Source organism: Mesorhizobium sp. CNPSo 4671 (assembly GCF_057784245.1).
Map to the genome: position 1 here is coordinate 103,805 of NZ_JBWLUW010000016.1, position 12,721 is coordinate 116,525.

11 protein-coding genes and 1 pseudogene are annotated in these 12,721 nt (G+C 63.0%); 3 read left to right on the forward strand and 9 right to left on the reverse strand.

What is annotated here, in order from left to right:
* Window positions 1–44: 44 nt before the first annotated feature.
* The 8 genes from rpmG to AC04SF_RS32020 form a co-directional block, all read right to left on the reverse strand.
* The gene (rpmG, locus tag AC04SF_RS31985; protein WP_006201775.1) at window positions 45–212 is read right to left on the reverse strand and encodes a 50S ribosomal protein L33; all 168 of its coding nucleotides are present in this window, start codon (window positions 210–212) and stop codon (window positions 45–47) included.
* Between the two features lie 154 nt (window positions 213–366).
* Complete coding sequence (locus AC04SF_RS31990; RefSeq protein WP_096446512.1) at window positions 367–825, reverse strand: YqfO family protein; 459 nt, start codon at window positions 823–825, stop codon at window positions 367–369.
* A 91-nt stretch (window positions 826–916) separates the two neighbouring features.
* Entirely contained in the window at window positions 917–2,095 is a 1,179-nt protein-coding gene (locus AC04SF_RS31995; protein WP_488481037.1) for an MFS transporter, read from the reverse strand.
* A gap of 78 nt (window positions 2,096–2,173) precedes the next feature.
* On the reverse strand, window positions 2,174–2,914 hold the full coding sequence (locus AC04SF_RS32000) for an NUDIX hydrolase (RefSeq protein ID WP_488481038.1): 741 nt from the start codon (window positions 2,912–2,914) through the stop codon (window positions 2,174–2,176).
* Window positions 2,915–2,987: 73 nt separating this feature from the next.
* On the reverse strand, window positions 2,988–3,440 hold the full coding sequence (locus tag AC04SF_RS32005; protein WP_488481039.1) for a DUF983 domain-containing protein: 453 nt from the start codon (window positions 3,438–3,440) through the stop codon (window positions 2,988–2,990).
* A complete protein-coding gene (gene rnr / locus AC04SF_RS32010; protein ID WP_488481040.1) occupies window positions 3,440–5,746 on the reverse strand; it encodes a ribonuclease R in 2,307 nt (768 codons plus the stop codon). The genes AC04SF_RS32005 and rnr overlap by 1 nt, the downstream gene beginning before the upstream one ends.
* Before the next feature lie 6 nt (window positions 5,747–5,752).
* Window positions 5,753–8,374 carry a type I DNA topoisomerase gene (topA, locus tag AC04SF_RS32015; RefSeq protein WP_488481041.1) on the reverse strand — a complete coding sequence of 874 codons (2,622 nt, stop codon included), beginning with the start codon at window positions 8,372–8,374 and terminating at the stop codon, window positions 5,753–5,755.
* 373 nt (window positions 8,375–8,747) lie between these two features.
* Window positions 8,748–9,125, reverse strand: a complete 378-nt coding sequence (locus tag AC04SF_RS32020) for a COG4315 family predicted lipoprotein (RefSeq protein ID WP_096446502.1) — start codon at window positions 9,123–9,125, stop codon at window positions 8,748–8,750.
* 270 nt (window positions 9,126–9,395) lie between these two features.
* Here AC04SF_RS32020 and AC04SF_RS32025 point away from each other — a divergent pair, with 270 nt between their 5' ends.
* Together AC04SF_RS32025 and glmU are read left to right on the forward strand one after the other, a co-directional pair.
* On the forward strand, window positions 9,396–10,142 hold the full coding sequence (locus tag AC04SF_RS32025) for a cytochrome c biogenesis CcdA family protein (protein WP_488481042.1): 747 nt from the start codon (window positions 9,396–9,398) through the stop codon (window positions 10,140–10,142).
* 155 nt (window positions 10,143–10,297) lie between these two features.
* Complete coding sequence (gene glmU, locus AC04SF_RS32030) at window positions 10,298–11,674, forward strand: bifunctional UDP-N-acetylglucosamine diphosphorylase/glucosamine-1-phosphate N-acetyltransferase GlmU (protein ID WP_488481043.1); 1,377 nt, start codon at window positions 10,298–10,300, stop codon at window positions 11,672–11,674.
* 3 nt (window positions 11,675–11,677) lie between these two features.
* On the opposite strand, the gene AC04SF_RS32035 is transcribed toward glmU, so the two are convergent.
* Complete coding sequence (locus tag AC04SF_RS32035) at window positions 11,678–12,052, reverse strand: ADP-ribosylation/crystallin J1 (RefSeq protein ID WP_488481044.1); 375 nt, start codon at window positions 12,050–12,052, stop codon at window positions 11,678–11,680.
* Between the two features lie 207 nt (window positions 12,053–12,259).
* On the opposite strand from AC04SF_RS32035, the pseudogene AC04SF_RS32040 reads away from it, so the two are divergent.
* Window positions 12,260–12,721 (forward strand): annotated as a pseudogene (locus AC04SF_RS32040) (glutamine--fructose-6-phosphate transaminase (isomerizing)); the annotation flags it as partial.

Consider the following 12,721-nt stretch of genomic DNA (forward strand, 5'->3'; position numbering starts at 1 on the left):
CCGCCCGATGGGCGGCGTTTTAGTTTGCAAGGGGAAAACCCAGATTACTTGATCTTGGTTTCCTTGAATTCGACGTGCTTCTTGGCGACCGGGTCGTACTTGCGGAACGACAGCTTGTCGGTCTTGGTACGGCTGTTCTTGCTGGTGACGTAGAAGAAACCGGTGTCGGCGGTCGACAGAAGCTTGATCTTGATGTTTGCGGCTTTGGCCATGATATCAGTCCGTTATGTTCGTGGGGTTTTGGCCGCTGGAGCACGGGAAAACACCCGGACGCGGGAAACTTGGCGCGACACATAAAGAACGTGCCCGGAAAGTCAAGCCCGGCGGACCCGATGTAACTCGCCCGGTCTGTCCATTACGCATAAATCAGGCGGTTTCCGCTTCGGGCACCGCAACCTTCTTCCAGTCTCCGGTCGTGTTCCACCAGCGATTCGGATTGGCGCGGTCGTCGAGCCCCTTGGAGCGGCTGGCGAGGATCGGCTGGATACGGATCACCGGCTCCTGATAGGAATGGGCCTGGAAAATCGCCTCGACGACTCGGGCAGCCAGCGCCTGGTCGTCGGGCAGTTCGAAGGAGACCTCGACCGTGCCCGGGCGGCGGCGCAATTCGGTTTCGGTGCCGGCCGCGGCACCTTCGAGCGGCCTGTAGCGCTCGATACCGTGCGCCGACTGATAGGCGTTGCGGTCATACTTGCCCATGGCCAGCGGGGCGATCGCAACCACCGCGTCCATGATGCGGTCGACATCCGCGGCCGGGGCCTGGAAGGTCACAAGCAACAGGAGCGTCATGCGCAGGGATGTGGTTTCAAAGCCGCTGTCGATCATGGGAGTGTCCTCAACTTCCGATGTTTTGGGACACTCTTTTACCCTGAGGCTCCTGACACGGTTCTGTCAGCAGCGGTCGCTTGTCAAAGGGTCAAAGGAGAATCTTGCGGACGAGCCTGACGCCAACCAGCGCCATGTAGGCGGCGAAGAACAGGCCGAGCGACCAGCCGAAGCCTGAAGGCCCGAAACTGTCCATGCCGATGCCGATGGCCTGTGGGCCAAGCACCATGCCGACGCCGTAGCACAGCACGAAGGCTGCGTTGGCCGACGCCAGTTCGTGGCCGGAGAGCTGCGAACCGAGATGGGCGAGGCCGATCGTGTACATGGCCGCGACGACGCCGCCCCAGACGAACAGAAGCGCTGCCATCAAGTGCCAGTTCGCGGCAAAAAAGGGCATGAACAGCGTGCCGGCAAGGCCAACCGTGGCGCAGGCAAGCAGTAGATAGCGCCGGTCCGAAACGCGGTCGCTGATCATACCGATCGGAATCTGCAAGAGCACATTGCCAAGGCCGATCATGGTCAGCAGCAATGCGGCGTCGGCTTCGGAATAGCCGATGCGGTTGCCATAGACCGGGAACAGCGCGAAGCCCCCGGTCTCGACCGCGCCGAACACCAGCACAGCAAAAGTCGCGGTCGGCACCAGCCAGATGTAGCGCAGGAAATTGCTGGTTTCGCCATCGGCGACGATGCTGGGGCTTTCGTTGCGCGCGGCCAGCACCGGTATCGCGGCCAGCGTGACCAGCGCGATGATGACGCCGAACGGCCTGAAGCCGGAGCTGCCGAGATGGGCGAACAACCACGGACCGGCGGCAAAACCGAGCGACAGGACGGTGGCGTAGATGCCAAGGACAAGGCCGCGCCGGTGCGGCGGTGCCGACGTACTGATCCAGAATTCCGACAGGATGAACAGCACCGTCAACGCGATATGCAGCACGATGCGCAGCGGAAACCACATCCAGAAGTCGGGCGCGAAATGAAAGCCGACAAAGGCCAGCGCGCCGGTGGCGATCATCGCGATCATGGTCCAGGCGACGCCAAAGCGCATGGCGAGCGGTGTCGCCAGCGGCGCACCGGCAATCGAGGCCAGACCGGCGACGGCCGTGTTGAGGCCGATCATCGAAGCCGAGTGGCCACGCGTTTCCAGGATGACGCTGAGCAGCGGCATACCGAGGCCAATGGCGATGCCGACGACACTGATCGACGAAATCGCCGCCACCATCGGTAGCCAGTGTACGCGTTCGTCGCCCTGTGGTTGGGTATCGACCGTCATGGGATGCTGAATACTCTGTCTCTTTGATCTTACGCAATTCCGGGCGGAAAACCGCGTCACACTTTTCCTGGAATTGCTCTACAGAAGTTCGCGGGTGAAGCGGTTGCGGACAAGCCGGTAGAAGGGGACGGGGCCACCCGGACGCAGCAGCGGATCACGTGCGAGGCGCTTTTCCAGCTCGTCCAGGATCATTCGGGTGATGTCGGGTATATCGGCTTCCCTTGCCTTGGCAAGTGGTAGCCAGACCAGTTCCTCGAGTTCGTTGGTCGGGCCGCCGCCCGGCAGTTCGACGGCGACATCGCTGCGCCAGGCGCTGAAGAAACGCGTGTCGAAGCGGCGAACCCGGTTGGGCGGCGTGATGGCGCGCGCGATGAAGCGCAGCGTTTCAAGCGAAGGTCTTACGCCGTGTTCGACAAAACCTTGCCAGTCGCGCTTGTCGGTCGAAAAGGCGGCCTTCTTGCCGATCAGCAGACCGGCTTCCTCATAGGTCTCGCGGATTGCTGACAGGGCGACAGCGCGGGCTCGCGCGGCACTGGTGCGACCGGGACCGGCGAGCAGCTTTGCTTCCTCGTCGCGATGCAGTGCGGTGGCCGTCGCGATGCGGCTGTCGGCCGGATCGGTGCGGCCGCCGGGAAACACGAATTTTCCAGGCATGAAGGCGTGGCCGGCGTGACGGCGGCCCATCAGCACCAGCACCACATCGTCCTTGCGGTCGAGCAGGATCAGGGTCGCGGCATCACGCGGACGCAGGGGCCGGCCGCCATGTGCGGCAAGACCCTTGTCGAGCTTGTCGACATCCGCCTTGGTCATTGCTTCCATGCGCTGGACCTAGCGGAAACTTCTTGCAAACGAAAGTGGCCTTTCACGGTCGGTATGTTGCGCCAGTAGCGCTTCAGGCGCCGTGGTGAGACTCCGCCCCATCCTTTTCGCCACCGAATCCGTGCATATAGAATGCCCATTGCAGTCCGATGACGGCGCCTTTGACAGGCTGCAGCAGCGCAACCGCCAAAATAATGGTCAGCGGCACCCAGATGGCGATGTGCTGCCAGGTGGAGAGCGCCGATGTCGCTTCGACGCCCATGAAGGCACCGAGAACGATGTGGCCGACAATGACGATGACCAGATAGGCCGGCAGGTCGTCGGCGCGATGGTGGTGGATCTCCTCGCCGCAGACGCTGCAGGTCTCGACGGTCTTGGTGAAGCCGCGAAACAGCTTGCCTTCGCCACAGTTCGGGCAGCGGCCCAACAGGCCGCGCTTCATCGCCGTCCACAAGGGGCGGGCAACCCGGCCCGTGTGATGTTCACCGCCGAAAACCTGTTCTTGTATCCCTAATTCTTTTGGCATCATCGTCTCCTGCCGCGCGAACCCGGTCGCGATTGCGACGCACGGGCGCGGCCCTTAGCCTTGTGAAACGACCTGGTAGAGCCTGGCAGGGGCTTTGGGTCGGTCAGCATCTCGAAGCGCATCGCGCCGGCCATTGGCGCCACCTCGACGAGCCGGACCTCGACGTGGTCCGCGAGCTGGTAGCCTTTGCCCGAGCGTTCTCCGAACAGGGAGCGGGCGGTTTCGTCGTATATATAGTAATCGCCGCCCAGCGTTGACACGGGGATGAAGCCATCAGCGCCATATTGCGGCAATTGGACAAATAGTCCTGATTTGGTGACGCCGGAGATGCGGGCGTCGAAACGGTCGTCGATACGCTCGGCGAGATAGGCCGCGATCAGCCGGTCGACCGTGTCGCGCTCGGCGGCCATGGCGCGCCGTTCGGTGCCGGAGATCAGGACCGCGACGTCTTCGAGCCGGGTTGCTTCGTCCTGCGTCAGACCTCCCGGACCGAGGCCAAGTGCGGCGATAAGCCCGCGATGCACGATCAGGTCGGCATAGCGGCGGATCGGCGAGGTGAAATGCGCGTAGCGCCTGAGATTGAGGCCGAAATGGCCAATATTCCCGGGCGAATATTCAGCTTGGCTTTGCGAACGCAGCACCACCTCGTTGACCAGCCCCTCATTGTCGGCGCCGCGCACGCGCTCCAGAATGCCGTTGAACTGGCTGGGCCGCATCTGCGCGCCGCGCGCCAGCGACAGGCCAAGTGTCTGCAGGAATTCGCGCAGCGATTCCTGCTTGGCGAGCGACGGCGCATCGTGGACGCGGTAGACCAGCGCCTGCTTCTTCGCTTCCAGCGTCTCGGCGGCGGCGACATTGGCCTGGATCATGAATTCTTCGATAAGCTTATGAGCATCGAGCCGTTCCGGCACGATGACGCGGTCGACCGTGCCATCAGGCTTGAGCATGATCTTGCGCTCCGGCAGGTCGAGTTCGAGCGGCTGGCGGCCGGCGCGACCACGTTTCAGGATCGCATAGGCATCCCATAGTGGCTTCAGCACCGTGTCGAGGATCGGGCCGGTCTTGTCGTCCGGCGCACCGTCGATCGCCGCCTGCGCCTGCGGGTAGGCGAGCTTCGCCGCGGATTTCATCATGACGCGGTGGAAGGAATGCCTGATCTTGTGGCCATCGGCGGAGAAGGTCATACGCACCGCCAGCGCCGGACGGTCCTGGCCTTCGCGCAGCGAGCAGAGATCGTTGGAGATGCGCTCGGGCAGCATCGGCACGACGCGATCCGGGAAATAGACCGAATTGCCGCGCTTCAAGGCTTCGCGGTCGAGGGCCGTGCCGTAGCGGACGTAGGCGGCGACATCGGCGATGGCGACGGTGGCGATCACACCGCCCGGGTTCTTTTCGTCGAGATCGGGCGTGGCAAAGACCGCGTCGTCATGGTCCTTGGCGTCGGCCGGATCGATGGTGACCAGCGGCAGGTCGCGCCAGTCCTCGCGGTGATCAAGCGTTGCCGGCTTGACGGCTTCGGATTCGGCGATGACATCGGCCGGGAAGATGTGGGGGATGTCGTGGGCGTGGATGGCGATCATCGAGACCGCCTTTTCGCTGGTCAGCGAACCCAGTACGTTGAGCACCTTGGCACGCGGCAGCCCATAGCGGGAGGCGCGCGCGGGCTCGACCTCGACCAGGTCGCCATTCTTGGCGCCGTTCTGGAATTCCTTGTCGACGATCAGTTCGGGTTGGCGGCGTTCCACCGGTTCGATGCGAAACGTGCCGTCCTTCAGCACGCGGAAGACGCCGAGAACGGCATCGGTGCGCTTCTCGAAAATCTTCATCACCCGGCCGGTGTAGGCGGGGCCGGACGGATCGTCGGTCGGAAAGGTCTTGGCCAGCACGCGGTCGCCGATGCCCGGTGCAGGACCGTTGCCGCTACGCGACACGCGGATCGAGACGACGGGTGGCTCGCCCGTGCCCACGGACTCGGCCGGATGCGCCAGCAGGACACCGTCGCCGTCGCGGCCGAAAATGTCGAGCACGGCGACATGGGGCAGGGCGCCGACGCGGGCCAGCCGCTTGCGTTCCTTGGTGAGCACGCCTTCATCCTGCAAGTCGCGCAGGATGTCCTTCAGCCAGATGCGATCGTCACCGCGCAGCGCGAAGGCCTTGGCGATGTCGCGCTTTCCGGCACGATCGGGATTTTCGGCGATGTAGCGGAGGATTTCGTCGCGCGAGGGCCTGTAGTCATCCTTGACCTTGGCCCTCGTGTCGGCGGTGCGCGGATCGCCGTGGCTTCGTCCGGTGATCCTGCGCGCCACGCCGTCTTACCCTTTTTTCTTCGCGGCCGGCTTTTTGGCCGCCGTTTTCTTGGCTGCCGGCGCTTTGACCGCTGCCGCCTTGCGGAAAGGCTTCTTGCCGCCGCCGCCTTTGGCTTCCTTCTCGGCAATCAGAGCCAGCGCGTCTTCAATCGTCACCGATTGCGGATCCTTGCCCTTGGGCAGCGTGGCATTGACCTTGCCGAAATTGACGTAAGGCCCGTATTTGCCGTCGCGCACGACGATCTTGCCGCCGCCGTCGGGATGGTCGCCAAGTTCCTTGAGGGCGGCTGCAGTGCCGCCGCTACGGCCACCCTTGGCCTTCGACTGCTTCTCGGCAATCACGGTGACGGCGCGGTTGAGGCCTATGGAGAACACATCCTCGATGCTGTCGAGATTGGCGTAGGTGCCGTCGTGCAGCACGAACGGGCCGTAGCGGCCGAGCCCGGCCGAGATCATCTTGGCCGTTTCAGGATGTTTGCCGATATCGCGCGGCAGCGCCAGCAAAGCGAGCGCCTTCTCATGGTCGATGGATTCGGGCGTCCAGCCCTTGGGCAAGCTTGAGCGCTTGGCTTCCTTGCCGTCGCCGCGCTGGAGATAGGGGCCGAAGCGGCCCGAGCGCAGCGTGATTTCCTCGGCTGTATAAGGATCCTTGCCGAGCACCTTGGTGCCCTCCTCGCCGCCGCCATTCTCGCCATTGGGGTTGGCGGCGTCGCCGAGCTGGCGGGTGAAGGAGCATTCCGGATAGTTCGAGCAGCCGACGAAAGCGCCGAACTTGCCGAGCTTCAGCGACAGATTGCCGGTGCCGCATTTCGGGCAGATGCGCGGGTTGGAGCCGTCTTCCCGCGTCGGGAACACCAGCGGCGCCAGTTCCTCGTTCAGCGCATCGAGGACGTCGGTGACGCGCAGTTCCTTGATGTCGGCGACGGCGCCGGAAAAATCCTTCCAGAAGTCGCGCAGCACATCTTTCCAGGCGAGCTTACCGTCGGAAATCTCGTCGAGCTTTTCCTCCAGCGATGCGGTGAAATCGTATTCGACGTAACGTTCGAAGAAGCTTTCGAGGAAGGCCGACAGCAGGCGGCCCTTGGCCTGCGGCACCAGCCGGCGCTTGTCGATCGTGACATAGTCGCGGTCTTCCAGCGTCTTCAGGATCGCCGTGTAGGTCGACGGGCGACCGATGCCGAGTTCTTCCAGCTTCTTGATCAGTGTCGCTTCGGAATAGCGTGGCGGCGGCTCGGTGGTGTGCTGGGTGGCGTTGATCGCCTGGCGGGCAAGCTGCTCGCCGGCGCGGATTTCGGGCAGGCGACGGTTTTCCTCGTCTTCCGCGTCGTCGTCCTTCTGATCGGTGTAGGCGGCAATGAAGCCGTCGAAGCGAACGACCGAACCGACGGCGCGAAGCTCGGCGGTGCGGGCGCCGTTGACCGCCTCGATCTCGACGGTGGTGCGCTCGATCTCGGCCGGCTGCATCTGGCTGGAGATGGCGCGTTTCCAGATCAGCTCATAAAGCCGCAGCTGGTCGGAATCGAGATATTGCCGGACCGATGCCGGGGTGCGCATGAAATCCGTCGGGCGGATCGCCTCGTGCGCTTCCTGGGCGTTCTTGGCCTTGGTCGTGTAGAAACGCGGCTTTTCCGGCAGGTATTTTGGACCGAATTCCTTGGCGATGGCGTCGCGGGCGGCGTCGATCGCCTCCGGCGCCATTTGCACACCGTCGGTTCGCATATAGGTGATCAGGCCGGTGGTTTCGCCGCCGATCTCCATGCCTTCATAGAGCCGCTGCGCCACCTGCATGGTGCGGGTGGCGGAAAAACCGAGGCCCGAGGAGGCGGCCTGCTGCAGCGTCGAGGTGGTGAAGGGCGGGCCGGGATTGCGCTTGGTCGGTTTGGCTTCGACGGACAGCGCCTTGAAGGTCGCGCCTTCGAGCATTGCCTTGATGTCGTCGGCCTGCGCCTTGTTGGCGATGTCGAGCTTTTGCAGCTTCTTGCGCTCGAAGGCGGTCAGCCGCGCCTCGAAAGTCTCGTTGCGCGGCGTGCCGAGGATGGCAGCGATCTGCCAATATTCCTCGCGGATAAAGCGTTCGATTTCGGATTCGCGGTCGCAGACCAGGCGCAGCGCCACCGACTGGACACGGCCGGCCGAACGGGCGCCGGGCAATTTGCGCCACAGCACGGGCGACAGCGTGAAGCCGACGAGATAGTCCAGCGCCCGGCGGGCGAGATAGGCATCGACCAGCGGTCCATCGATCTGGCGCGGATTGGCCATGGCTTCCAGCACCGACGATTTGGTGATGGCATTGAAGACGACGCGGCTGACCGGCTTGTCCTTCAGCGCGCGCTTCTGCTTCAGCACTTCCAGCACGTGCCAGGAGATGGCCTCGCCCTCGCGATCAGGGTCGGTGGCGAGGATCAGGCCGTCGGCATCCTTGACCGCCTTGGCGATGTCGGCGAGACGCTTGCCCGAAGCGGTGTCGACCGCCCAGGACATGGCAAAGTCTTCATCCGGACGCACCGAGCCATCCTTGGCTGGCAAATCGCGGACATGGCCGAACGAGGCCAGAACCTTGTAGTTCCTGCCGAGATATTTGTTGATTGTCTTCGCCTTGGCCGGCGATTCGACGACGACGACGTCCATGAGGTCTCATATCAGCTGTGGTGCGGCAGAAGAATTCCGCTGCGCGCGACGAAATCTCGTTCTATTTGCCGCTCACATGGCCGCGCTTTTGCATCCGGTCAAGGGGAAGAGCCCAAATTGCGAGGCTGCCGGCAGCAATACACTCTTAGAGTGTATGGAGAAAATCACAGATTTTCGCTTGGAGAAGATGGCTGTCCCAAGTCGGCTGAAATGGCTCGGTTCATATTTGCATCGAGTCGAGGAAGAATCCGCTGCAATGCCGCACCGAGGCGTTGGCGCTATGGTTCAGAAACAAGCTGGCCGCCGGATCGAGGAAGGATGTCCGGCGACCAGCGCCATATCCCGCCAGCGAGTGGGATATGGCACTGAGGGTTCAGTCGGCTTTGGCAGTATGCCAGACGCCGGCGACGCCATCGCCGCTCACATCTCCGGCTTTCTTGTCCTTGATGAATGTGTAAAGCGGCTTTCCGTCATAGGCCCACATCTTGGTGCCGTCGGTACGGTCGACGATCGTCCATCCTTCGGAAGTCTTCGCGCCGGCCTCGGCCTTCAGCGGTGGCCAGTTGGCGGCGCATTTGTCGTAGCAGTTCGACTTGCCCTTCTCATCCTTGTCATAGGTATAGAGCGTCATACCTTTGGCATCGGTGTAGATCTTGGTGCCTCCGACATTGGCTTCCTTCCACGCCTCGGCGGCGAAGGATGCGGCGGTGCTGAGAAGCAGTGCGGCCAGCCCTGTGGCTATGGTTTTCATGGAAATCTCCCTGGCTGATAGCTGGAGGCGCGCGGGAAATCGCGGCCTCTTTGTATCAACGCCTACCGGCCGGGGTTTCTTCCCGATGTCGGTAGCTGGCCGGCGTAGTTGCCAGTAACAATTCACTCGGTTCGGTCGTACTTAGACGGGTGGCGCGGCTGAATTCAGGGCCAGTGCGATTGCCCGAACAGCGACCGGTTGCCACACATTGGTGATTGGCGCACAGATCACAGCGTCGCTATATCGTCGCCAAACAGTCGGAGCTTTGGGATGGCATTGGATATCGGCTATGTCAGCGCGGTCGGGGCGGGGGCGATCTCGTTCCTGTCGCCTTGCGTGCTGCCGCTGGTGCCGCCCTATCTCTGCTATATGGCCGGCGTCTCGGTCGACGATTTTCGCGGCAATGCGGGCGTGACAGCCCGCGAAGGTACGCGCGGCGCGCTGCTTTATTCCTCGATCGCCTTCGTGCTTGGCTTCTCGACGGTGTTCGTGGCGCTTGGCGCCGGCGCCTCGACCATCGGGCGGCTGCTGCGCGTCTGGCAGGAATCGCTGGCGATGGGCGCCGGCGTGCTGATTATCTTTATGGGCCTGAATTTCCTCGGCATCCTGCGCATCCCGCTGTTGTCGCGCGAGGCGCGGTTCCAGTCGCAGGGCAAGCCGGCAAGTGCCATCGCCGCCTATGTCATGGGGCTCGCCTTCGCCTTTGGCTGGACGCCTTGTATCGGCCCGGTGCTGGGGCCGATCCTGACGCTGGCCGGCGGGCGCGAAACCGTGGGCGAGGGCGCGCTGCTGCTCGCCGCCTATTCGCTTGGGCTGGGCATACCCTTCCTGATCGCGGCGCTGTTTTCCGGCGCCTTCATGCGCTTCCTCGGCAAATTCCGCGTCCATCTCGGCCGCGTCGAAAAGGCCATCGGCGCGCTGCTGGTGGTCGCTGGCGTGTTTTTCCTCACCGGCGGGGTGCAGACGGTGTCTTACTGGCTGCTGGAGAATTTCCCGGTGCTGGGCCGGCTGGGGTGAGTTCACCACTGCTTTTCTGCAAAGGATCTGGCAGTGGACTTCCTGATTGATAGTCACTTGCCCGACCATCTCACCGGAATTTAACCGCATTGGTGCAACATGGCGCCGCTGCTAGCATGATTTGATTCCCAACCCTTTTCAGATGGTTGCCTTCCATGAGCCAGAGATCCTGCCTGTCCGTCATCCTCGCCGCCGGCGAAGGCACGCGCATGAAGAGCGCGCTGCCGAAGGTGCTGCACCAGATCGCCGGCCTGCCGATGGTCGCTCATGTGGTGAAGGCGGCCGACGCCGCCGGTGCCAACAGCGATGCGATCGTCATCGGCCATGGCGCGGAAGAGATGCGCAAGGCGGTGGCGAAGTTCGCACCCAAGGCCGAGACCTTCGTGCAGGAAAAACGCCTGGGTACGGCGCATGCCGTTCTTGCCGCTCGTGAAGCGATATCAAGAGGTTATGACGACATCCTGGTGATGTTCGGCGACACGCCGCTGATCGATGCGGAAGCGCTGAACGTCGCGCGGTCGAAACTCGCCGAAGGTGCGGCCGTCGCGGTGATCGGCTTCCGTCCGCCTGTTCCAAACGGCTATGGCCGACTGGTCGAAAAAGGCGGCAAGCTGATCGCCATCCGCGAGGAAAAAGACTGTTCCGAGGCAGAGAAGAAGATCGGCTTCTGCAATGCCGGCATGATGGCAGTGGCCGGCGCGCACGCGCTGAAGCTGCTCGACGCGGTCGGCAACAAGAATGCCAAGGGCGAGTACTATCTGACCGACATCGTCGAGATCGCCGGTGCGCAGGGCCTCGATGTCGTCGCCACCGAGGCCAGTTTCGAGAATGCGCTCGGCATCAACAACCGCGCCGAACTGGCGCAGGCCGAAGGCATCTGGCAGGCACGCCGCCGCCAGGAGGCGATGCTGTCGGGCGTGACGCTGTTAGCGCCGGAGACCGTCTATTTCTCGCATGACACCGAGATTGGCGCCGACACGCTGGTCGAGCCAAACGTCTGGTTCGGCCCAGGCGTGAAGATCGCCGGCGGCGCCAAGATCCATGCCTTCAGCCATATCGAAGGCGCAACCATCGCCGCAAACTGCGACGTGGGGCCGTTCGCGCGGCTGCGGCCGGGCGCCGATCTCCGGGACAAAGCAAAGGTCGGCAATTTCTGTGAGGTCAAGCAGGCCGTTGTCGAGGAAGGCGCCAAGGTCAACCATCTGACCTATATCGGCGATGCCCGGGTCGGCGCGGGCGCCAATATCGGCGCCGGCACCATCACCTGCAACTATGACGGCTATTCGAAATTCTTCACCGACATCGGCGAGGGTGCCTTCGTTGGCTCGAATTCCTCGTTGGTGGCGCCGGTGTCGATCGGCAAGGGCGGCTATATCGCGTCGGGCAGTGTCATCACCGAAAGCGTGCCGGACGACGCGCTGGCCTTCGGCCGCGCTCGCCAGAAGACGATCCCCGGCAAAGGTAAAGAACTGCGCGAGCGCTTTGCTTCGGCCGCGGCGGCGAAGAAGAAGGCGGCTGGCGCCGACCACTGACGGTCAGCCGACCGGCGCAGTGTCCCCACCGAAAGTGGCGGTCACCTCGATCCTGCCGACGATGGCCTTGTTGAAGTCATCGAGGTCATCGGCGGGGATCCAGTATTCCAGATGCGCTTTGCTGCCAGCATGCTCGACCCGGTAGCGGTCGAGAAAGCTTTTCAGCACGGCAAACCGGGTGACGAAACCCGCGCCGCTGGCCGGAACATTCCAGTCGCGCGCGATCTGCACGGCATAGGCTTCCGACAGAACCGGATAGAAGATCGGCTGTTCAGGCAGGCGTGGCGGAAATGCCTGCATCTCCGACGCCTCGATGAGTTTCAGTTCCTGAGGTCCGACAGGACGCCAGAGTGTAATCGTCGGCTGGGTTTCATTCATGGCTGAAGCTTAGCCAAATATTGCCGGAACGAAAACCGGATGCCTGAAAACCGAACAATTGCAGTAACCGGATTGCAAGAGCGGTCTGGCATGGTGCATGCCTCTGCAAGCGTCCGTTACAGCGGACGAAATGCAATGTGACTTTCACGGCAGGCCGGCCATCCCTAAATAGCGCTGGTTTTCCATGGGGAATCGGGGACTGTCTGCATGTGCGGTATCGTTGGAATCGTCGGCCATTCGCAGGTTGCGCCGCTCATCGTCGATGCGCTGAAGCGGCTCGAATATCGCGGCTATGACTCGGCCGGCGTCGCCACCATCGAGCGTGGTGAGCTTGCCCGCCGCCGCGCCGAAGGCAAGCTGATCAACCTCGAGCGCCGGCTCAAGGACGAGCCGCTCGACGGCACGATCGGCATCGGCCACACCCGCTGGGCCACCCATGGCGTGCCCAACGAGACCAATGCGCATCCGCATTTTTCCGACGGCGTCGCCATCGTCCACAACGGCATCATCGAGAATTTTTCCGAGCTGCGCGACGAACTGGTCCGCGACGGCTATTCCTTCTCCTCGCAGACCGACACCGAGGTCGTGGCGCATCTGGTGGCGCGCGAGTTGGCCAGGGGGCTGAAGCCGGTCGAGGCCGCGCACCAGGCGCTGAAGCGGCTGGAAGGC